At 57.0% G+C, this 21,634-nt stretch carries 21 protein-coding genes; 11 read left to right on the top strand and 10 right to left on the bottom strand.

What is annotated here, in order from left to right; all coding sequences use genetic code 11:
• Nucleotides 1-34: 34 nt before the first annotated feature.
• A complete protein-coding gene (locus ACR0FG_RS05740; RefSeq protein WP_480890989.1) occupies nucleotides 35-631 on the bottom strand; it encodes an invasion associated locus B family protein in 597 nt (198 codons plus the stop codon).
• A 447-nt stretch (nucleotides 632-1,078) separates the two neighbouring features.
• On the opposite strand from ACR0FG_RS05740, the gene ACR0FG_RS05745 reads away from it, so the two are divergent.
• Nucleotides 1,079-2,626 (top strand): helicase HerA-like domain-containing protein, encoded by a 1,548-nt coding sequence (locus tag ACR0FG_RS05745; RefSeq protein WP_480890991.1) that lies wholly within the window; start codon nucleotides 1,079-1,081, stop codon nucleotides 2,624-2,626.
• A gap of 49 nt (nucleotides 2,627-2,675) precedes the next feature.
• Here the strand turns inward: ACR0FG_RS05745 and ACR0FG_RS05750 are convergent, their stop codons facing one another.
• The 7 genes from ACR0FG_RS05750 to ACR0FG_RS05780 all read right to left on the bottom strand — a co-directional run bounded on the left by ACR0FG_RS05750 (nucleotide 2,676) and on the right by ACR0FG_RS05780 (nucleotide 8,792).
• Nucleotides 2,676-2,930: a hypothetical protein gene (locus ACR0FG_RS05750; protein WP_480890993.1), complete on the bottom strand. Its 255-nt coding sequence runs from the start codon at nucleotides 2,928-2,930 to the stop codon at nucleotides 2,676-2,678.
• A gap of 181 nt (nucleotides 2,931-3,111) precedes the next feature.
• Complete coding sequence (locus ACR0FG_RS05755) at nucleotides 3,112-4,425, bottom strand: branched-chain amino acid ABC transporter permease (protein WP_480890995.1); 1,314 nt, start codon at nucleotides 4,423-4,425, stop codon at nucleotides 3,112-3,114.
• Entirely contained in the window at nucleotides 4,422-5,432 is a 1,011-nt protein-coding gene (locus ACR0FG_RS05760) for a branched-chain amino acid ABC transporter permease (RefSeq protein WP_480890998.1), read from the bottom strand. The genes ACR0FG_RS05755 and ACR0FG_RS05760 overlap by 4 nt, the downstream gene beginning before the upstream one ends.
• A complete protein-coding gene (locus ACR0FG_RS05765; protein WP_480891000.1) occupies nucleotides 5,432-5,866 on the bottom strand; it encodes a hypothetical protein in 435 nt (144 codons plus the stop codon). The genes ACR0FG_RS05760 and ACR0FG_RS05765 overlap by 1 nt, the downstream gene beginning before the upstream one ends.
• A gap of 1 nt (nucleotide 5,867) precedes the next feature.
• On the bottom strand, nucleotides 5,868-6,698 hold the full coding sequence (locus tag ACR0FG_RS05770; protein ID WP_480891002.1) for an ABC transporter ATP-binding protein: 831 nt from the start codon (nucleotides 6,696-6,698) through the stop codon (nucleotides 5,868-5,870).
• A complete protein-coding gene (locus ACR0FG_RS05775) occupies nucleotides 6,695-7,483 on the bottom strand; it encodes an ABC transporter ATP-binding protein (RefSeq protein WP_480891004.1) in 789 nt (262 codons plus the stop codon). The genes ACR0FG_RS05770 and ACR0FG_RS05775 overlap by 4 nt, the downstream gene beginning before the upstream one ends.
• A gap of 127 nt (nucleotides 7,484-7,610) precedes the next feature.
• Nucleotides 7,611-8,792 carry an ABC transporter substrate-binding protein gene (locus ACR0FG_RS05780; protein WP_170711538.1) on the bottom strand — a complete coding sequence of 394 codons (1,182 nt, stop codon included), beginning with the start codon at nucleotides 8,790-8,792 and terminating at the stop codon, nucleotides 7,611-7,613.
• A 172-nt stretch (nucleotides 8,793-8,964) separates the two neighbouring features.
• Here ACR0FG_RS05780 and ACR0FG_RS05785 point away from each other — a divergent pair, with 172 nt between their 5' ends.
• Complete coding sequence (locus ACR0FG_RS05785) at nucleotides 8,965-10,059, top strand: PQQ-dependent sugar dehydrogenase (RefSeq protein ID WP_480891490.1); 1,095 nt, start codon at nucleotides 8,965-8,967, stop codon at nucleotides 10,057-10,059.
• Here ACR0FG_RS05785 and ACR0FG_RS05790 read toward each other — a convergent pair.
• Complete coding sequence (locus ACR0FG_RS05790) at nucleotides 10,056-11,060, bottom strand: GlxA family transcriptional regulator (RefSeq protein WP_170711536.1); 1,005 nt, start codon at nucleotides 11,058-11,060, stop codon at nucleotides 10,056-10,058. The genes ACR0FG_RS05785 and ACR0FG_RS05790 overlap by 4 nt on opposite strands.
• A gap of 168 nt (nucleotides 11,061-11,228) precedes the next feature.
• Here ACR0FG_RS05790 and ACR0FG_RS05795 point away from each other — a divergent pair, with 168 nt between their 5' ends.
• Nucleotides 11,229-12,599, top strand: a complete 1,371-nt coding sequence (locus ACR0FG_RS05795; protein WP_480891007.1) for a class II 3-deoxy-7-phosphoheptulonate synthase — start codon at nucleotides 11,229-11,231, stop codon at nucleotides 12,597-12,599.
• A 69-nt stretch (nucleotides 12,600-12,668) separates the two neighbouring features.
• On the opposite strand, the gene ACR0FG_RS05800 is transcribed toward ACR0FG_RS05795, so the two are convergent.
• The gene (locus ACR0FG_RS05800; protein WP_480891009.1) at nucleotides 12,669-13,343 is read right to left on the bottom strand and encodes a PAS domain-containing protein; all 675 of its coding nucleotides are present in this window, start codon (nucleotides 13,341-13,343) and stop codon (nucleotides 12,669-12,671) included.
• Nucleotides 13,344-13,570: 227 nt separating this feature from the next.
• On the opposite strand from ACR0FG_RS05800, the gene ACR0FG_RS05805 reads away from it, so the two are divergent.
• From ACR0FG_RS05805 to pstB, 8 genes are all read left to right on the top strand, one after another.
• Nucleotides 13,571-14,461, top strand: a complete 891-nt coding sequence (locus tag ACR0FG_RS05805; protein WP_480891011.1) for a YicC/YloC family endoribonuclease — start codon at nucleotides 13,571-13,573, stop codon at nucleotides 14,459-14,461.
• Nucleotides 14,462-14,477: 16 nt separating this feature from the next.
• Nucleotides 14,478-15,119: a guanylate kinase gene (gene gmk / locus ACR0FG_RS05810; protein ID WP_170711532.1), complete on the top strand. Its 642-nt coding sequence runs from the start codon at nucleotides 14,478-14,480 to the stop codon at nucleotides 15,117-15,119.
• On the top strand, nucleotides 15,116-15,649 hold the full coding sequence (locus ACR0FG_RS05815) for a gamma carbonic anhydrase family protein (protein WP_480891017.1): 534 nt from the start codon (nucleotides 15,116-15,118) through the stop codon (nucleotides 15,647-15,649). The genes gmk and ACR0FG_RS05815 overlap by 4 nt, the downstream gene beginning before the upstream one ends.
• 17 nt (nucleotides 15,650-15,666) lie before the next feature.
• The gene (locus ACR0FG_RS05820) at nucleotides 15,667-16,698 is read left to right on the top strand and encodes a sensor histidine kinase (RefSeq protein ID WP_480891019.1); all 1,032 of its coding nucleotides are present in this window, start codon (nucleotides 15,667-15,669) and stop codon (nucleotides 16,696-16,698) included.
• Nucleotides 16,699-16,892: 194 nt separating this feature from the next.
• On the top strand, nucleotides 16,893-17,933 hold the full coding sequence (locus ACR0FG_RS05825; RefSeq protein WP_480891022.1) for a substrate-binding domain-containing protein: 1,041 nt from the start codon (nucleotides 16,893-16,895) through the stop codon (nucleotides 17,931-17,933).
• Nucleotides 17,934-18,021: 88 nt separating this feature from the next.
• A complete protein-coding gene (pstC, locus tag ACR0FG_RS05830; RefSeq protein ID WP_480891023.1) occupies nucleotides 18,022-19,494 on the top strand; it encodes a phosphate ABC transporter permease subunit PstC in 1,473 nt (490 codons plus the stop codon).
• A complete protein-coding gene (pstA, locus tag ACR0FG_RS05835) occupies nucleotides 19,491-20,822 on the top strand; it encodes a phosphate ABC transporter permease PstA (RefSeq protein WP_480891026.1) in 1,332 nt (443 codons plus the stop codon). Before pstC ends, pstA begins: the two co-directional genes overlap by 4 nt.
• Before the next feature lie 12 nt (nucleotides 20,823-20,834).
• Nucleotides 20,835-21,632 (top strand): phosphate ABC transporter ATP-binding protein PstB, encoded by a 798-nt coding sequence (pstB, locus tag ACR0FG_RS05840; protein WP_480891028.1) that lies wholly within the window; start codon nucleotides 20,835-20,837, stop codon nucleotides 21,630-21,632.
• Nucleotides 21,633-21,634: the final 2 nt, after the last annotated feature.

Here is a 21,634-nt window from a genome sequence, read left to right on the forward strand (position 1 = left end):
GAACAGAACCAGCGGCGTTTTGTTTCAGCACGGATCAGTTTTGCCGCGGCTCCAACTTGTCAAAGCCGCTGGTGAAACCTGCCAGGGACATTTCGATCTCAAGCAACTGAGTGGGTGCCAGGATCGATACCAGCGAGATGGTCGCCTTGGTGCCAGCCTTCATCGCGTCAATATCGCTTTGGGTGAACCCCAACTGCGCGACGCAACCGATTGGGTTGCAATGATGATAGTTATAGCGCTTGCCCGGGGCACCATCGATCGATAGTGCAACCTGAGCCTGCAGCATCGTTTCCAGCGGTACAGTCAGGCTTGCACCTGCAACAGCAGCAGAACCTTCCGGCAGCTTGTTGATGGACACGTTCGCAATCGGCTGGCCTTCTTCGCCTGACAGTATCTGCTGCAGAAGGCAGGGGTCATTCCCGTCTTCGGTCTTCAGACAGGTGATGGTCCAGTCACCGCTTTCTTCTTTGGCATATTGCTCGCCAACGCGCGGACCGCTTTCACCCAGGTCAAGCTCGGATCCGAGCTCGGTCTGTTCAGTTTCCGTCTGGGGTTGGCTTTCTTGCGCGAAGGCCGCACCACAGAACAACGCAGCGGTTGCTACGCCAAAGGTCAGAAGATTCCTGATCATAGTTGCCTCATGTTGCTGATCCAGCTTTTTGTCCCGTCTATCATCCCTACTTGAGGCTGTCAGGATCAAACCGACGCAGTGACCTTCAAATTAACGAAAATCCGCCGGTTGGGTTGAATTTCGGTGCCTGAGATCGACAGAAAAGGGAGCCGGTGGAGCGGCTCCCTTCGCATTATGTTTCTCCCCGTCGGACTGGCCGACTTAGTTATGGCGCGACGTTACGAAAGGGGAACCCGGTGGTCAACTGCTAACCTGAAAAAGTGATGCCAATCTGTTGATAAATTCTGAAACGATTAAAAAAAGGCCGTGCCCTAAGGCACGACCAGTCGACAGGGAGGAAGTTTGCACCCACACGGAACACCCGCGCGGTATGCAGATTGACTATCGCACCCAATCGTTAACTTTGTATGCTTCAGGCAGATCGGTAAAAGTTGGGACAGTTATCTGATGAGCGACAGGATATTTATCGGGGGCGGCGGACCGGACTATGGTCAACCACAGGGTTTGGCACTGGATTATGCGAACCGGCATGGTTTGATCGCGGGGGCAACCGGGACAGGCAAGACCGTTACGCTGCAAATTCTGGCCGAGGGCTTCTCGCAAGCTGGGGTCCCGGTGTTTCTTTCGGATGTCAAAGGCGACCTGTCGGGTCTCGCTTTGCCTGGCAGTGATCAGCACAAACTGCATCAGGCGTTTGAAGACCGGGCCAAACGGATTGGATTTGACGCGTTTTCTTATGCCGCTTGTCCGGTGACATTCTGGGATCTGTTCGGTCAGCAGGGCCATCCGGTTCGCACGACGGTGACCGAAATGGGCCCACTGCTGCTGTCCCGACTGCTGGAGTTGAGCGAAGCGCAGGAAGGTATCCTGAACATCGCTTTCCGCGTCGCAGACGAAGAAGGGATGCCGTTGCTGGATCTCAAGGACATGCAGGCGTTGCTGGTCTGGATCGGCGAGAACCGCGAACAGCTTTCGCTGCGCTACGGCAATGTGTCGACCTCGTCGATCGGGGCGATCCAGAGGCGCCTGCTTGTGCTGGAAAATCAGGGCGGTACCAACCTGTTCGGTGAGCCTGCGCTGGATCTGTCGGACCTTATGCGCGTCGATGAAAACGGGCAGGGGATGGTTAATATACTGGCGTCGGATAAGTTGATGGGTGCGCCAAGGCTGTACGCAACCTTTTTGCTCTGGCTGCTCAGCGAATTGTTCGAGGAGCTACCAGAGGTTGGCGACCCGGATAAACCAAAGCTTGTGTTCTTTTTTGACGAGGCGCATCTTCTGTTTGACGATGCCCCCAAAGTTCTGGTGGACAAGGTGGAACAGGTTGCACGTCTGATCCGATCAAAGGGAGTTGGGGTATATTTCATCACCCAAAATCCTGCCGATGTGCCTGAGGATATTCTGGGTCAGCTTGGCAACCGCATTCAACACGCCCTGCGTGCCTTCACCGCCAAAGACCGCAAGAAACTGCGGCTGGCGGCCGAAACCTATCGCGAGAACCCCGCCTTTGATACGGAAACAGCGATCCGAGAGGTTGGCGTGGGTGAGGCCGTCACGTCGATGCTTGAGAAAAAGGGCATACCGGGTGTGGTCGAACGCACTCTGATCCGTCCTCCGGGCTCGCAACTCGGTCCGATTGACGCTTCCGAGCGCAAGGCTTTGATGGCCACCTCCGATATGGCCGCGAAATACAGCACCGCAGTGGATCGCAAATCGGCCTACGAAATCCTGCAGGCGCGTGCCGCGGCTGCTGCAAGTGCAGCCGAACAAGCCGAAGCGGAAGAGGTCGTCTCCAGTCAAAGCCCGATGGAGCGGGAGTTCAGCGCGGCCCGGAGGTATTCCGGCAGCCGGGTTGGCAGATCGTCAGCTCGGATCGCGCGGAAAAAGGACACCTTTGCATCCGCGATGAGCGAAGCAGTGATCAAGGAACTAAAAGGCACCACGGGTCGCCGGATGGTGCGGGGTATTCTGGGCAGCCTGTTCAAGAACCGCTGATACAGAGGGGGGCGCCTTGCGGCCAACGGACCGCAAGGCGCAATACAGATCAGCCTTTGAGGCGGCGTTGGCCTTCTTGCCGGCAATACGCATCAGCCTCGGGCACCTTCATCTTGGTTGCCGGGAAATCGATTGCCCGATCCCAGGTTACGCGGTCGTGACGGTACAGTTGGCACGTCACTACACCTTTGGGCGTCTGCACCTTGACCGGAGTGGTCTCAAGGTCTTCGGGTGTGGGGATACAACCGGCCAGCAGTGCGGCCACAGGGATCAGGACCAGGGCGTTTCTGATTGGGTATTTCATGAGGATTTCGAACTTTCTGTAGGGGCGGTGTGAACATTGCTCGGGGCCTGCCTGACCGACGCTGATCAGAGATTGCCAGATTGGTGAGTGGTAATCTCTGCATTTACAGAATTTTACCCCGTCAGACAAGAAACCGCGCCTGTATTAAGGCGCGGTTTGTTTAATTTCCACTGAATCGAAGCTATTTCTCGGGGATGAGCCCCCTTGGGCTGAACCTGAGAACAATCAGCAGGATCAAGCCCATGGTGAACAGTCGCATATGGGCCGCGCTATCGATCAGATGCGTCTTGAGCGCACTGCCATCAGGCATTCCGGCGGTGATGAGGTTCATCAGCCACAACCCGATGGGTTCGACCTGAACCCACAGGAACCAAATCAGGAACGCGCCCAGAACAGCTCCGAAGTTGTTACCTGATCCGCCGACGATCACCATCACCCAGACAAGGAAAGTAAAGCGCAGCGGATTATAAGTGCCCGGCGTCAGCTGTCCGTCCAGCGTGGTCATCATCGCACCGGCAATGCCACAAATGGCCGAGCCCAGAACAAAGATTTGCAGATGTCGGCGGGTGACGTCCTTGCCCATCGCTTCGGCCGCGACTTCATTATCGCGAATGGCACGCATCATGCGGCCCCACGGGCTTTTCAGCGCCATTTGCGCCATCCACAACAGCGCCAGCAAAACAATCATGAACAGCAGCGAATACCCCAGCTTGACCGAAAGGGTCGAGGCCGTAACCGGATCAATCCCGAACCACTCAGCACGGGCGAGGAACGCGGGATCTTGCTGAAGTTCGACCTCGTACCCCACGACGGGCGAAGGGCGCGGGATGCCGTAGACATTCTTGACACCCCGGGCGAGCCAATCCTCGTTCTTCATAATTGCAATGATGATCTCGGCAATCCCTAGGGTGGCGATTGCCAGATAGTCTGAGCGAAGACCCAAGGCGGTTTTGCCGATCAGCCAAGCGGCACCTGCGGCCAGCAATCCTCCGGCGGGCCATGCCAGCAGAACCGGCAGGTTCAGACCACCGATATTTCCTGCGACGGCGGGATCAATGGCCTCAATCGCGGCAATGTTGGGATCAAAGATCGCGCGGTAAACGAAGAAACCAACAACAAGGATGCCGATGATTGCCAGCGTCTGCACGCGCCCTTTGGGCATCTTCTTTGCCACCATCACCGCAGCGACGACCGTTGCCGCACCTAGCAGCAGCGCCAGCACCACGCCATAGCCGCCCGCCGACCACGCTCCGGGCGTTGGCGGGGTCGAAACCAGTACAACCGCCAGCCCGCCTAGCGCGACAAAGCCCATGACGCCGACGTTAAACAACCCCGCAAAGCCCCATTGCAGGTTCACGCCGATCGACATGATGGCCGAGATCAGCCCCATGTTCAGGATCAGGATCGCAGCGTTCCAGCTTTGTGTGAAGCCGGTCAGCAGGATCAGCGCGCCAACGACAACGAAAAGCAGCGTGTTCTTAACCGTCTCGCTCATACCGCTTTCCCCTTGAACAGGCCCGTGGGCTTAAACAGAAGCACAATCAGCAGGATGACGAAGCTGACGGCGAATTTGTAATCGGTGGACAGGAACTGGACCAATCCTGAGGGTTCGAGGCTTTCGGGTGCCAGATAGGTCAGCACCTTTTTCCACGCATAGGTGATTGTCACCTCGGATAACGCGATGATGAACCCGCCTGCAATCGCCCCGATTGGATTGCCCAAGCCACCTACGATGGCCGAGGCAAAGATCGGCAGCAGTAGCTGGAAATAGACGAAGGGTTTGAAACTTTTGTCGAGGCCGTACAGCACCCCTGCCGTGGTGGCCAGCGCGGCAACGATGATCCAAGTGATCATCACCACGCGCTCGGGGTTAATGCCGGACAGCAGCGCCAGATCCTCGTTATCCGAATAGGCGCGCATCGATTTACCGGTGCGCGTTTTGTTCAGAAACCAGAACAGCAGCGCCACGGCGACGACGGCCACGATCACGGTAATGCCCTGCGAGGTCTTGATCGCCAGCCCCTCACGCAGTCCTGTCATCGCTTTAAAATCACGTGCCGAGACAATAAAGCGCGCCCCGTCCGAAAAGCGTTGATCATCCGGTCCGATGATAAACCGAACAATGCCGTTCATGATGAACATCACGCCCATCGACACGATTACTAGTATGACCGGTTTGGCCTTTTGTTCGCGGTAGAACCTGTAGACCAACCGGTCGGTGATCAGCACCAGCACGATACAGCCCAGAATGGCAAAGGGCAGGGCAAGCAGAGCGGTCGGCAGCGGCCCGAAGCTGACCCCGGCGGCTTGCAATCCCCACGTGACCAGCACGGCAATCATCGCGCCAAAGGCCATCGTGTCGCCATGCGCAAAGTTCGAAAACCGCAGAATGCCATAGATCAGCGTCACGCCCAAAGCACCCAGCGCCAACTGGCTGCCATAGGCGATTGCGGGAACAAGAACGAAGTTGGAGAGCGCCACAAGGGCGTTGAGGAAGTCCATTAAAACTCCTGCTCGCATTTGCCTGAGAATGCGCGTCGTCCGTTGTTAGCTTTCGTGTAGTCGGCATAGCGCAGCGGTTGGGTTAGAAATGTCACTGATAGTTCGGTAGTCGAAGTCTTTGTCACATACATATACTCGTGTTTATCACCTTCGACCCGGGACGCCGTCAGCAAGTCGTTTTGTGAAGTGGCTGTCCACTCTTGCCCATCGGACAAGCGAATTTTCGAGGTGATCTCGCCGGCTTTGGCGATCCTATCGACTGAAAAATCTCCGAAGCTACTTTTTATACGCTCGGGAGGTGTGCCCAATAGTTCAAGCGTGAACTCATCGCCCTCACAGTTCTCCACGTTTGTGCAGATTTCTTGAAGTATGCAGGGGGCTGCCCATGCTGAACTACAAAAAGCGGTAAATGCGACAATCAATACGGTTCTCACCTCACCCCCCCAAGAAGCTCTTACGGACTTCGGGATCGGCCAGCAGTTCCTTGCCCGTGCCGGTATAAGCGTTCCGCCCCTGAACAAGCACATACCCCTTATCCGCAATCTCCAGTGCCTGACGGGCGTTCTGTTCGACCATCAGGATTGGCAACCCCGTGCGGGAAACCTCAATGATCCGGTCGAACAGCTCATCCATCACGATGGGCGAGACACCAGCGGTGGGTTCGTCCAGCATCAGCACTTTGGGCTGGGTCATCAAAGCGCGGCCCACGGCGACCTGTTGGCGTTGGCCGCCCGACAGCTCTCCGGCGGCTTGGTTGCGTTTGTCGCGCAGGATGGGGAAGAGGTCATAGACCTGCGCCATCGTTCCCGAAATATCGTCGCGGCGGATGAAAGCACCCATTTCAAGGTTTTCTTCTACCGTCATCGAGGTGAAGATGTTCGAAGTCTGCGGCACAAATCCCATACCGCGCATCACGCGGTCCTGCGGGGTGAGTGAGGTAATATCCTCTCCGTCCAGCCGCACCGCGCCCGAGCGCACGTCCAGCATCCCGAAAACCGCCTTCATCGCGGTGGATTTACCAGCACCATTCGGGCCGACGATCACCGCGATTTCACCTTTGTCGACCGCAATGGTGCAGTCGTGCAGGATGTCCGGACCCTTGCCGTAACCACCAGTCATGGTGTCGCCGATCAGGAACGGTCCGCCTTCGACCCGATGCGTCTCACCGCTTTTGCGGTGGGCGGGGGTCATGGTACCGACCCCATGTGTATTGGTGATCGAGGCGTCCTTGTTGCCCTTGTCGTCGTGATAAGGGTTATCACTCATGCCCCGGCCTCCAGCTTGTCTTTGTTCTTGAGGCCGGTGCCGAGATAGGCTTCGATCACGTGCTCATTGGCCTTGATCTCGTCCAGAGTACCCTCGGCTAGAACCTTGCCTTCGGCCATGCAGATGACCGGGTCACAAATCTTGCCGATGAAATCCATGTCATGCTCGATGACAACGAAGGTGTAGCCGCGTTCTTTGTTCAGCCGCAGGATCGTGTCGCCGATGGTCATCAGCAGGGTACGGTTCACGCCTGCGCCGACCTCGTCCAGAAACACGATCTTGGCGTCGACCATCATGGTGCGGCCCAGTTCCAGAAGCTTTTTTTGACCGCCCGAAACCTGACCGGCCTTGTGATCGGCCAAATGTTCGATGGTCAGGAATTCCAGCACTTCGTCGGCCTTGGCCTTCAGCGCGCGTTCTTCATCGGCGATGCGTTTGCGCCCGAACCACGTGTTCCAAAGCGATTCACCCGATTGTGCACCCGGCACCATCATCAGGTTCTCGCGGCAAGACATCGATGAAAATTCATGCGCAATCTGGAAGGTGCGCAGCAGGCCCTTGTGGAACAGCTCATGCGGGGGCAGGCCGGTGATATCCTCACCATCCATGAAGACCTTGCCGCTGGTCGGCGGCAGAACGCCCGCGATCACATTGAACAGAGTGGTTTTTCCGGCCCCGTTCGGCCCAATCAGACCGGTGATCGAGCCCTTTTGGATTTCCAGCGATGCCCCGTCCACCGCATGAAACCCGCCGAAATGCTTGTGCACGTCTTCGACGACGATCATCTTTTCCCCTAGCCGCCGTTAATCGGCGTTATTGTCCCATCCCCACGTCAGAGGTGCGGGTTTTTGTCATTGAAACAGCCCGGACACAAGGCCCGGGCTGTTTGTTTTTATGACTGTTAACCTCGGATCAACGGAAGTTGACGGTCTTGTTCTCGCCGTCGGTCACTTCGATCTCGCGATACGAACCCGCGCTTTCGCCGGGGCCGATCAGCTCAACGCCCGATGCGCCGACATAGTCAATGTCCTGACCTGCTGCCAGCAGTTCCAGACCTTTGGCCAGCTCACCGGGATAGATTTTTTCGCCCGGGGCGTTGGCAACGTCCATGATCTTTGCGCCATATTCGGCGGGGCTGGTCGAACCTGCGGCCTGCATCGCCAGCATGAACAGAGCGGCGGCGTCATAAGCCTCGGGCGAATAGGGCGACGAGCCGTCAAAACCGGCGGCCTCGGCCATGGCAAAGTACTTCTCGGCACCTTCGCCACCCGAGCCAGCAATCTGACCGAACGAGCCGTTCAGGTCGGGGCCGACGTTGTTGGGCAGCGAGTCACCGATCATGCCGCCGGGCAGACCAAAAGTGTCAAATGCGCCGCTGTCCAGTGCGGATTGGATGATGCCCAAACCGCCCTGGTCCAGATAACCCGCAACCACCAGAATGTCGCCACCGGCAGAGGCCAGCGCGCCCACTTCGGCTGAGTAGTCAGCCTTGCCATCTTCATGCGCGGCGACGATGGTTACTTCGCCACCCGACGCCTCGAACGAGGATTGGATCGCGTCCGCCAAACCCTTGCCGTAGTCGTTGTTCGTATAAGTCAAAGCGATCGAGCTAATGCCACGATCGTTCAGGATGTCTGCCATCACCTGACCTTCACGTGCATCCGACGGGGCAGTGCGGAAGAACAGGCCGTTATCTTCCATGGTCGACAGACCCGGCGAAGTGGCCGAAGGGGAGATCATGACCATGCCGTTCGGAATCGCGACGTTCTGCAGGATCGCGCCGGTCACGCCCGAGCAGTCGCCGCCGATGATGCCGGCTACGCCGTCTGCGATCATGCGCTCACCGTTCGAGGTGGCCAGACCGTTGTCGATACAGCCTGTATCGGCGCGCGATGCAGTCACTTTGGCACCGTCCAGCAGTTTGCCGGATTCGGTCACTTCGGCCATTGCCATCTCTGCGCCCGAACCCATCGCCGGAGCCAGAGATTCAATTGGCCCGGTGAAGCCGAACAGCACACCCAGAGTGACGTCTTCGGCCATTGCGGTGCCTGCCAGCAACGCGGATGCTGCGGTTGCAGTTAGCAGCTTTTTCATTTGGTAACTCCCTATTGTATTATGAACGTCTTCGTTCTGGGCATGACCCTAGGCAAGCTGTCCGAAAAAGAAAAGTGCTAACGCAAACGTGTTTTTGTTGGCGACAATCCTATTTGATTTATTGGCTTTGTCGCGCATGAAAACGTCGTGCGACCGAAGGAGGACTGCCATGATGTTGAGAGCCTGGGTCACTGCAATTTTGTTTTTGGGGGCCGGATTCGTCCAGGCAGATACCCTTCCAAGTTCTGCCGGACCGATACAGGTAACGAAAATGGTTGGCGGGCTGGATACGCCATGGGCCATTGGTATTCTGCCCGATGGAGACTTCCTCGTAACCGAACGTGACGGCGCATTGTTATATGTCAGCGATGGAAAAAGCCGACGTGTCAAAGGGGTGCCCAAAGTGTCTGCAAACGGGCAGGGCGGGCTGCTGGACGTGACCATCGCGCGAGATTTCAAGCAAAGCCGCGAGATCTTCCTGACCTTCTCTAAGCCGCAAAAGGGTGGGGCCGGAACAGCGCTTGCTGTCGCGCGTCTGTCCGAATCGGGGGATCGTTTGACCAACCTTCGAGTGATTTTCGAGGCCGACCCGGGGGGCAATGGCGGGCGGCATTTTGGCTCGCGCGTGGTCGAGGCATCGGATGGGCGACTATTCGTCACCATCGGGGATCGAGGCGACCGGCTATTGGCGCAGGATCTGTCGAACCACATGGGTACTGTGATCCGGATCAACCGCGATGGCTCGGTCCCTGTGGACAATCCTTTTGCAGGTCAGGCCAATAAGCGCCCCGAAATCTGGAGCTATGGGCATCGTAATCCACAAGGCGCAGGGCTGGATGCGCAGGGAAGGCTTTGGGTGTCAGAACATGGCGCAAGGGGCGGCGACGAAGTTAATCTGGTTCAACCCGGTGCGAACTATGGCTGGCCTGTGATCTCCTTCGGAGTTCATTACTCGGGCGGTAAGATTGGCGAAGGCACGTCAAAGCCCGGAATGCAGCAACCCGAGCATTATTGGGATCCTTCCATCGCGCCATCGGGCTTGCTGGCTTATTCCGGTAAGCTATGGCCTGAATGGAAAGGCGACTTGTTTGTCGGTTCGCTTAAGTTTGACTACATCGCCAGATTGTCTGGTCAACCTCTGCGCGAAGTTGAACAGATCAAGGGCCCTGAAACCGAGCGGGTCCGCGACATTGTCGGGTCACCGGATGGGTCGATTTGGTTTATTTCGGTTGGAGGGGGCGCAGTCTACCGGATGACACCGGGTTAGACCGACAACCGCCCGCTTTGAGCACCACGCTCGCGATAGGGCGTGGTGTTGTAATGTGCCCGATAGCATTTCGAGAAATGGCTGGGTGAAGCAAAGCCACAGGCCAGTGCCACATTGATCACGCTCATATCCGTCTGCATCAGCAGGTTGCGGGCCTTGTGCAGACGCAACTCCATATAATAGCGCTTGGGTGAGCGGCTGAGATAGCGGCGGAACAGGCGTTCAAGCTGACGGGTCGACATGCCGACGTCCTTGGCCAGGATCGATGGCGAGATCGGCTCTTCGATGTTCTTTTCCATCATCAGGATGACCTGACTCAGCTTGGGATGCCGCACTCCAATTCGGGTGGGCGTCGACAGGCGTTGGGTGTCCTGATCTGTGCGGATTGACGAATAGATCATCTGATCCGCCACAGCATTGGCCAGATCCTCGCCATAGTCATCAGCAATCAGCTTGAGCATCAGGTCGATCGACGAGGTGCCGCCCGCCGTCGTCATCCGATTGCCGTCGATCTGGAACACCGCCTTTGTCAGTTCGACCGAATCGAACTCTTCAATGAAACTGTCCGAATTTTCCCAATGGATCGTGGCCCGCTTTCCATCCAGCAATCCTGCTTTGGCCAGAGTATAGGCAGCAGTGCACAGACCGCCGATCCTCAGCCCCTTGCGGGCTTCGCGCCGAACCCAGTTCAGAACCCGCTTGGTAGTCGCGGCCTGCACATCGACGCCGCCACATAGCAGAACAACGTCATCCCGCTGCAGGTCGCCCATGTCGCAGTCCAGCTTGAATGTTGTTCCGGCCGAGCAATGAACAAGCTCACCACCTTCGCCAGCCAGGGTCCAAGTGTAAAGCTCGCGATTGGCCATGCGGTTCGCGATGCGCAGGCTGTCCAGTGCCGACGCGAAGGACAGCAGAGAAAACTTATCGAGTAGCACAAAAACGTAATGATTTGGCTTGGTTGAATTGCTGTCCACAGTGACAACTTGGCGTTGCTCTTGCATGGCGAACTGTCCTTGATTCGGTGCTTTCCGCGAATTTGCGGGTGGCTGGATTGTCTGTCACCATGCTCAAAGCTTATTTGCGGCGTCAAGAGGCGCAAATGGGATATGGCCACTCTTCAATGCTTTTTGTATAGAGACACCCTGATTACTTCAGCGGAGATCAAAGCTATGACCGAGTGGCAAAAAACGAACTGGCGCAACAAGCCCCGAGTTCAGATGCCCGACTATACCGACGCGGCCGCGCTGGCCAAGGTCGAGGCTCAGCTTTCGCAGTATCCCCCGCTGGTCTTTGCCGGTGAGGCGCGGCGTCTCAAGCAGCATCTGGGGGCAGCCGGTCGCGGCGAGGCCTTCCTGCTGCAGGGCGGAGATTGTGCCGAAAGCTTTGAACAGTTCAGTGCGGACGGGATTCGCGACACGTTTAAGGTGATGCTGCAGATGGCGATGGTTCTGACCTATGGTGCCAAGGTTCCGGTGGTCAAGGTGGGCCGCATGGCGGGCCAGTTTGCCAAGCCGCGCAGTGCCCCGACCGAGGTTGTGGATGGTGTGGAACTGCCCAGCTATCGCGGCGACATCATCAACGAACTGGCCTTCACGCCCGAAGCGCGCATTCCGAACCCATCCAAAATGTTGCAGGCCTACACGCAGGCCGCTGCAACGCTGAACCTGTTGCGCGCGTTTTCGACTGGTGGTTTCGCGGATATGAGCATGGTGCATTCGTGGACCTTGGGCTTTACTGACGAACAGGACGTCAGCAAGTATTCCGAGATTGCCGATCGCATTCAGGACACGATCGACTTCATGGAGGCAGCCGGGATCACGGCGGACACAACACATGAGTTTTCGACTGTTGAGTTCTACACCAGCCACGAAGGCCTACTTCTGGAATATGAAGAGGCGCTGACGCGTCTGGATTCCACTTCCGGCAACTGGCTGGCTGGGTCAGGCCACATGATCTGGATCGGCGATCGCACCCGTCAACCCGACGGCGCGCATGTTGAATTCTGCCGGGGCGTGCTGAACCCGATCGGTCTGAAATGCGGACCGACCACCAGCGCCGAAGACCTCAAGGTGCTTATGGCCAAACTGAACCCTGAAAACGAAGAGGGTCGCCTGACCCTGATTGCGCGTTTCGGGGCCGGTAAGGCGGGCGAGCATCTGCCGCGCCTGATCAAGGCCGTCAAGGAAGAGGGCGCCAAGGTCACTTGGGTTTGCGATCCGATGCATGGCAACACGATCAAGTCGGCAACGGGTTATAAAACACGTCCGTTCGATTCGGTCCTGCGCGAGGTGCGCGACTTCTTTGGTGTACATCAGGCCGAAGGCACGATCCCCGGAGGTGTGCATTTTGAGATGACGGGTCTGGACGTGACCGAATGTACTGGCGGTGTACGTGCTGTGACAGAAGAAGATCTGTCTGACCGCTACCACACAGCCTGCGACCCGCGCCTGAACGCGTCGCAATCGTTGGAGCTGGCTTTCCTTGTCGCAGAGGAGTTGACCAACCTGCGTCGCAACGGATCCAAGCGCGCCGCAAGCTAATGTCGGCGCGATAAGAACAAAAAGGCGGGCCTTGTGCCCGCCTTTTTTTGTTTCGCGAGCAGATTTGTTTCAATCGTCGCGGGACGAAACCAGTCGCAAATGGGGTGCTGCTGATTTGAAACCTGTCTGATCCTCGGCAAACCCCGCCGATTGACGCTTGGGTTGCGGAGTTGCCATCTGAACCTCTTTCACCGGTTTGATGCGGCTATCGGCAATGACAAACCGACGTGGGGTGGTTCCGATCGTTCCATCGCTCACCAAAACACCCAGCGCGCGGCTGACATCGCCCAGATCACTTTTCAGGGGCAAGAGGATCATACGCGCCTGCAATCTCGATTGTCCGAGTTTGCCTTTGGATTCCAATCCCAGTTCGGCAATCGCGGGGTCCGAAAATACCCGATCCAAATGTCGTGTCACAGCCTCACGCGCGTCATGCTGAAAGAATGCCGTCAGCGGCATTCCCCGGACTTCCATACCCGCGATTTTGGTCAAATGACTGCCTGCCAGACGAAACCGCGCCAACCCGGGTGCGATCCGTTCAAGGATAAATGTGTATTCGAGAACGTTTTCCAGCCCGCGCGGATCGACCTGTGACCGCGTCGGAACGTCGCCACTGCTTAGCAATGCCGTCCAATATGCCTCGGCCTGCCGGATGGGGGACAGGCTGCGCCCACTGTCAAAGCGGTCCATAGCGACGATCTTTCCAAAACTCGAATTGGAACCCGTTCCAAAAAAGGTTTTCATTTCATCACCCTAACACCGATCATCCAGGATTTTCGTAAAATGCCATTTACTGGGCAGATCACCGGTCTGCCAGTCATTCTTCTGAAAGATTGGCATGGGTTAATACAATTTTGGAGTAATTCTTTAACGATTGGTTAACTCGCCGGTATGAACCCGCAAATAAGCAGGGTCTTGCCCCCATGCGGCGGATGGCATTAGGTGCTGCAGGCAGGTTTGAAAGGGCAGACATGACAAAATCCATGACCGGGTTCGCCTCTGGAAAAGGGGCTTTTGGTCCCCATAGCTGGAGTTGGGAACTGCGCAGCGTCAACGGCAAGGGGCTGGATCTACGTTTGCGGGTGCCAGATTGGTTGACCGGACTTGAAGCAGCGTTGAGATCGGATTTATCCAAAGCACTTAGCCGAGGTAACGTTACCCTCTCGCTACGTCTCAGCCGCGAGGAAACGGCATCAGATCTGAGATTGAATAGTGCCGCTATTACAGCCGCAATAGAAGCTGTTGCGCAGGTCGAGGCGATGGCTTCTGAGCGTGGCGTAACTTTGGCGCAGTCCCGGGCCAGTGATTTGCTGGCCCTCAAAGGAATGCTTGAGGTGAGCGCCGATGCCGATGACGCGGCACCGCTCGTAGAACGACTCAGGTCCGGGTTTTCGGGCGTATTGTCAGATTTTCTTGATATGCGCGCCGCCGAAGGACAGGCCCTTTCGAAGATCCTTGAAGCTCAGCTTGATAGTATCGAGCTGCTGACCCGGCAGGCGACCGAGTTGGCCGAGAAGCGTCGCGATGCCATGGCCCAATCGGTGCGGGACAATCTGGCGCGTGTTCTGGACAATGCCGAGGGCGCGGATGCCGACCGTGTGGCTCAGGAACTTGCGTTGATAGCGGTCAAAGCCGATATCACGGAAGAACTGGATCGGTTGACTGCACATGTTGCTGCGGCTCGTGCGCTGCTGCAGCAGGATGGGCCGGTCGGGCGCAAATTCGACTTTCTGACGCAAGAGTTCAATCGCGAAGCCAACACGCTATGCTCAAAATCGCAAAACGCCGATCTGACATCCGTTGGGCTTGAGTTGAAGGCTGTAATAGATCAGATGCGCGAGCAAGTGCATAACGTGGAATAATAGCGGGAATATCACTATGGCGGATCGTCGTGGCCTACTTATCATTTTGTCCTCGCCATCGGGTGCCGGGAAATCCACGCTGGCCCGACGGTTGATGCAATGGGACAGCGGATTGGAGTTCTCGGTCTCGGCGACTACCCGTGCACCGCGTCCGGGTGAGGAACACGGACGAGAGTATTTTTTCCTGTCCGAAGACGCCTTCAAGCAACAGGTTGCAGACGGTCAAATGCTGGAACACGCACATGTGTTCGGAAACTTTTACGGTTCGCCAATCGCACCCGTGCGCGAGTCGATCAACGATGGTCGCGACGTCCTGTTCGACGTGGATTGGCAAGGTGATCTGCAAATTCGCAATTCCGACCTTGGCAAACACGCTTTATCGATCTTCATTCTGCCGCCGTCGATCCCCGAATTGCGCCGCAGACTGGAAAGCCGCGGGCAGGACAGCGCCGACGTGATCGCCAAGCGGATGCAGAAAAGCTGGGATGAGATCAGCCATTGGGGGTATTACGATTACGTGCTGGTCAATGACGATCTCGATACGACCGAAGAGAAACTGAAGGCAATCGTCAGCGCCGAACGGATGCGCCGCATTCAGCAACCGAAGCTTCAGGATCATGTCCGCCAGTTGCAAAGCGAATTCGAGGCCCTGTCATGACCCTCTACGCTCTGGGTGATGACGCCCCGCAGATTCATGAAGACACATGGATTGCTCCGGACGCCAATCTGATCGGCAAAGTGGTGGTCGAGCAGGGTGCTTCGGTCTGGTTTGGCTGCACCATCCGCGCGGATCACGAAGAGATCAGGGTCGGCGCGGGCAGTAACGTGCAGGAAAATTGCGTCATGCATATTGACGCGGGTTATCCGTTGACGATTGGGCCAAACTGTACCATCGGCCACAAGGTCATGCTGCACGGTTGTACGATTGCTGAAAACAGCCTGATCGGTATGGGGGCGATTGTGTTGAATGGCGCGAAAATCGGCAAGAACTGTCTGATCGGCGCCGGAGCACTGATTACTGAGGGCAAGGAAATCCCTGACAACTCACTGGTCATGGGATCGCCGGGCAAGGTGGTGCGGCAGATTGATGAAGCCACCGTCAAAAAGCTGAAGCTGAGCGCGCTGTACTATCAGGACAACATGCGCAGGTTCCGGGATAATCTGGTGCCAGTCTCGACAGAAGACTAACTGACAAGGGCCCATTTATGTCAAACGAATTGATCGATGAGTTCATCTCGGCGATTCCGTTGCCCGCTGTTCTCGTCGATCAAGACGAGCGAATGATTGCGGCAAATTCGGATGCCAGGACCCTCTTGGGCCAGAACATTCTCGGTCGTCACTTTGCCACCTTCCTGCGTCAACCTCAGGTGATCGGAACCATCGAGCAAAGCTTGCGAAACAAATTGCCTGCCAAAACCCGGCATTTGTCCAGCGATGGTGCGCGAGATACGACCTTTGACGTCGAGTGTCGCTACATGGATGGGGCCAAGGCAGTGTTGGTGGTGTTTCAGGATGTGACTCATCTGGAAACGGCCAACGATATGCGCCGCGATTTTGTCGCCAATGTCAGCCACGAACTGCGCACGCCATTGACCGCGCTGATGGGGTTTATCGAAACCCTGCGTGGTCCGGCCCGCGATGACACTGCCGCGCGCGAGCGGTTTCTGGCCATCATGGCGGGTGAAGCCAACCGGATGAACCGTCTGGTCGGTGATTTGCTATCGCTGAACCGGGTCGAAAGCGAAGAGCGCGTCCGGCCCACTGAACAGGTTGAACTGACGGGCCTGCTGCAATCGACGTTGAACTCGCTGCGCCCGTTGGCCGAGGACGCTTCGGTCATTCTGTCTCTGAATGCGCCCGAAGATCCAGTGGACTTATCCGGCGACAGCGATCAACTGCGTCAGGTCTTCACCAATTTGATCGAGAACGCGATCAAATATGGCGGAAGCGGTGGCAGCGTCGCGGTAAATGTCCTTCCGTCCGAGCGCGATACGGCAATGCGAGGCCCAGCGGTCCGGGTTCAGGTCGTGGACAATGGGCCGGGCATTGATGCCGTGCACCTGCCCAGATTGACGGAACGATTCTATCGCGCCGACAGCCACAGATCCCGCGAACTGGGCGGAACGGGGCTGGGTTTGGCAATTGTTAAGCATATTGTGAATCGCCACCGCGGCCGGTTGCGCGTGGAAAGCGATCTAGGAAAAGGGTCTGTTTTCACGGTGATATTGCCGGTTTAGGCCGATGCGGCCTCCGCTGAAGCTAGGTCGTCCTGACGCAATGACACTTGGTCAAGTTAAAGAATCTGAAGAAAAACTTACCTTGTCATAAAACCGTTACGTAAGTGTCACAAAAGCCTTACCAGCGACTCGTAGGGGTTCGCGCAAGGTCATCATGGGGATGATCGGAACCTATCTATTTCAGGGAGACTGAAATGTCCTTTGTAAAACTGTCGGCTTCTGCTCTGGCGATTGCTGCCGTTTCGGCCACTGCTGCTGCCGCTCGTGACAACGTTCAGGTTGCTGGCTCGTCGACTGTTCTGCCTTATGCGTCCATCGTTGCCGAACTGTTCGGCGAAAACACCGACTTCCCGACACCGGTTGTGGAATCGGGCGGCTCTTCGGCCGGTCTGAAGCGTTTCTGTGAAGGTGTTGGCGAAAACACCATCGACGTCGCAAACGCCTCCCGCGCCATCCGCGAAAAAGAGATCAAAGCCTGCGCTGAAAACGGCGTGACCGACATCATGGAAGTCCGCATCGGTTATGACGGCATCGTCTTTGCAAGCCAGCAGTCGGGTCCGGCCTTCACTGCGTTCCAGCCGGCTGACATCTACAACGCCATCGGCTCGAAAGTCATGAAAGACGGCGCGTTGGTCGACAACAGCTTTAACAGCTGGGCCGAGTTCAACGCCGATCTGCCGGACGTAGAAATTGCGATGTTCATCCCCGGTACCAAGCACGGCACCCGCGAAGTGTTCGAAGACAAGGTTCTGCTGGCAGGCTGCGAAGCAACAGGTGCCATGGAAGCCATGATCGCAGGCGGCATGAGCGAAGATGACGCCGAAGACGCATGCCTGGATGTGCGCGCGGATGGCAAATCGGTCGACATCGACGGCGACTACACGGAAACTCTGGCCCGTATCGACACCAACCCCAACGGCATCGGCGTGTTTGGTCTGGCGTTCTATGAGAACAACACCGACAAGCTGAAAGTCGCGACCATGGGCGGTATCGCTCCGTCGACTGAGACCATCGCGTCGGGCGAATACCCTGTTTCGCGCCCGCTGTTCTTCTACGTCAAGAAAGCGCATATCGGCGTTATTCCTGGCCTGAAAGAATACGCTCAGTTCTTCACACACGACGAAATCGCAGGTGGTTCGGGTCCGCTGGCCAACTATGGCCTGGTGGCAGACCCTGAGCTGGCCAAAACGCAGGACGCGATTGCCAACGAAGTGACCATGGGTTCGGGCAGCTAATCCTGAATTGAACTAACGATCTGAGGGCGGCGGATATCGTCGCCCTCAGGCATCTTTTGAATTCCCAATCGAGACCCCTGGGGGTGCTATGCCGATAATTTGGCTTTTCCTGATCGTCATCGCGATCTCAGCAGTCGGATTTTTGCTTGGGCGCACACGTGCCCTGCAAAGTGCCGGTGGTGACAGCCGAAATCTTCATTCGCTGCCGACATTCTACGGCGCAAACGTGGCCCTCAAGGCGGTAGTTCCGGCGATCGGTCTCTTGATTGTCTGGTTGCTGGTGCAACCACTCTACGTGAATTCTCAGGTCTCGGGTATGGTGCCTGATACGGCCGTCAAAGAAGGGTCTTCGCGCAGTCTGGTGATGGCAGAGGTGCGCCGCACCGCCAGCGGTTTGGACAACGCGGTGGCGCAGGGACAATTGACCGAGGTCGCGGCCGCAGACCCCAACGCAGACATCGCCGAAGTAACCCAATTGCTCAAAGATGCCGGTCAGGTCGTGACGTCGGACATCACGCAACCGGTTCTGAACGCGGCGCAAACCTATCGCGAGATGAATGCAACCGGGTACGCGTTCATGTCGGTCGCGGTTATTCTTGTCGCCTTGGCAGGGGCAGTGATCAGCTGGCGACAGACACATTCCGAATACCGTGCCCGCAACGTGGTTGAGCAGGGCGTACGCGTCCTGTTGCTTGCGGCTGCGTCAGTTGCGGTTCTGACAACAGTTGGCATCGTGCTTTCGCTGGTGTTCAATACTTGGGAGTTCTTCAAACTCTATCCCGCATCCGAGTTCTTTTTCGGCACGACTTGGGCGCCCAGTTTTTCCGGACGAGGTGGTTCGTCTGCACTGGGTATCATACCGCTGCTTTGGGGAACCCTATATATCTCGCTGGTGGCCTTGCTGGTGGCGGTGCCTATCGGGCTGTTTGCTGCGATTTACCTCAGCGAATATGCATCCCCTAAGGTGCGTTCGATCGCCAAGCCGATGCTAGAAGTTCTGGCGGGTATTCCGACCATCGTTTACGGTCTTTTTGCCCTTTTGACCGTAGGCCCGATGTTGCTGAGCGTATTCGGCAATGACGGTCTGGGCTGGATGAAAGCCGGCACTGCGGTGATGACTGCCGGTCTGGTTATGGGCATTATGCTGATCCCGTTTGTGTCGTCTTTGTCAGACGACATCATCAACGCGGTGCCGCAAGCGCTACGCGACGGATCTTATGGCCTGGGCGCGACACAGTCGGAAACCATTCGTCAGGTCGTGTTGCCAGCAGCGCTGCCGGGCATCGTCGGGGCCATCTTGTTGGCGGCATCCCGTGCCATTGGTGAAACCATGATCGTTGTGCTTGGGGCAGGGGCCGCAGCACGGCTTAGCCTGAATCCGTTCGAGGCAATGACCACTGTCACCGCCAAAATCGTCAGCCAGTTGACCGGAGACGCGGATTTCGCCTCGCCCGAGGCGCTGGTGGCCTTTGCGCTTGGCATGACGCTTTTCATCCTGACATTGGGGCTGAACATCTTTGCCCTCTACATCGTGCGTAAGTATCGGGAGCAATACGAATGACCGACGCAAGCATGCCAACCCCCGCTTCTGATCACCGCTCTGGCTCTTTGATGGCTACAGATGTGCGCACGCGCAAACGGGCGAACGCCGAAAAGCGGTTTCGCACCTATGGGATCGTGGCCATTGCCACAGGGTTGTTCTTTCTGGTGGTTCTGTTCACATCGATCCTGTCGCAGGGGATACCTGCCTTTACCCGCACAGTAGTCAGCGTCGAGTTTACCCTGACCGAACAGCAGCGCGAGGAAGCCGAGGGTGGGCTATTCAAGACCAAAGCCTATTCAAACCTGTTTATCGCTGAGTTGAAGCAGGAGCTTGACGAAAGAGGGCTGGAGATCAACTTTGACGAGGCCGCCATCGAACGGCTGCTGGGAAAGGTCGGCGGTACGATCCGCGCCTTCTATCAGAACAATCCAGGGATGATCGGGCAGCCCGTCGAGTTCGATCTCGCTGCGTCCAGCCGGGTGGATGGTTATTTCAAAGGCCGAGTGTCGCGCGACACCATGCAGGACAGCCGGTTCCTGCAGAAAAGCGATCTTGATTTGGTGGACGCTCTCAATGAGGCGGGGATCATCAAACAAGCATTCAACTGGCCGTTTATCACCGGCGCGGATTCGGGTGTCGATAACCCCGGAGGTGCAGGTATTGGCGCCTCGGTTGTCGGCTCGTTCTTCATGATGTTGGTCGTGCTGGCCCTTTCCTTGCCCATTGGCGTTGCCGCGTCGATCTATCTTGAAGAATTCGCACCGCAGAATAAATTCACCGACCTGATCGAAGTGAATATCTCGAACCTCGCAGCCGTTCCTTCGATCGTGTTCGGCATCCTCGGTCTTGCCGTTTTCATCCAGTTCATGCACCTGCCGCAATCAGCCCCGCTTGTTGGTGGTCTGGTGCTGACCCTGATGACGCTGCCGACGATCATCATCTCGACCCGCGCATCTCTGAAAGCAGTGCCACCATCGATCCGTGATGCGGCACTGGGGGTAGGGGCCTCGAAAATGCAGGCGGTGTTCCATCATGTGCTGCCGCTGGCCGCGCCCGGCATCCTGACCGGAACCATCATCGGTCTTGCGCAGGCGTTGGGAGAAACCGCACCGCTGCTGCTGATCGGCATGGTTGGCTTTGTTGCGAGGGGATATCCCGACGGGTTTCTGGCAGGCTTTACCGAAGCCAACTCGGCCATGCCTGCGCAGATCTATACCTGGGCTGCACGCGCCGATGTCGGGTTCTACGAAAAAGCCTGGGGCGGGATCATCATCCTTTTGATCTTCCTGCTCAGCATGAACATAATTGCTATCATCCTGCGCCGCCGCTTTGAACGCCGCTGGTAAGAGGGGGCTGAAATGAACGACATGACACGAGTGGAGAGAGACGTGGACTCCAAGAAAATCAAGATCAGTGCCAAGAATGTTCAGGTCTACTACGGCGACACCCACGCCATCAAAGATGTGGATGTCGCGATTGAAGACAAGACTGTGACCGCGTTCATCGGCCCTTCGGGATGCGGTAAGTCCACGTTCTTGCGCTGCCTGAACCGGATGAACGACACCATCGATATCTGCCGGGTAAAAGGCGATATCCTGCTGGATGGCGAAGATATTTATGACAAGCGCGTCGATCCCGTGGAATTGCGCGCCAAGGTTGGGATGGTGTTCCAGAAGCCGAACCCGTTCCCAAAGTCGATCTATGACAATGTGGCCTATGGCCCGCGCATTCATGGCCTTGCCAAGAACAAGGCGGAACTGGATGAAATCGTTGAAAAATCCCTGCGTCGCGGCGCGATCTGGGATGAGGTGAAGGACCGACTGGACGCCCCGGGCACCGGGTTGTCTGGTGGTCAGCAACAGCGACTGTGCATCGCCCGGGCTATTGCTACGGCGCCCGAGGTTCTTTTGATGGACGAACCTTGCTCGGCGCTGGACCCGATTGCCACCGCGCAGGTCGAAGAACTGATTGATGAACTGCGCTCGCGCTATTCGGTGGTGATCGTGACCCACTCGATGCAGCAGGCCGCACGCGTCAGCCAAAAGACGGCGTTCTTCCACCTCGGAAATCTGGTCGAGTTCGGCGAGACCGGGCAAATCTTTACCAACCCAGAAGATCCCCGCACCGAAAGCTATATCACTGGTCGGATCGGCTGAGG

Source organism: Ruegeria sp. E1, from assembly GCF_056534225.1.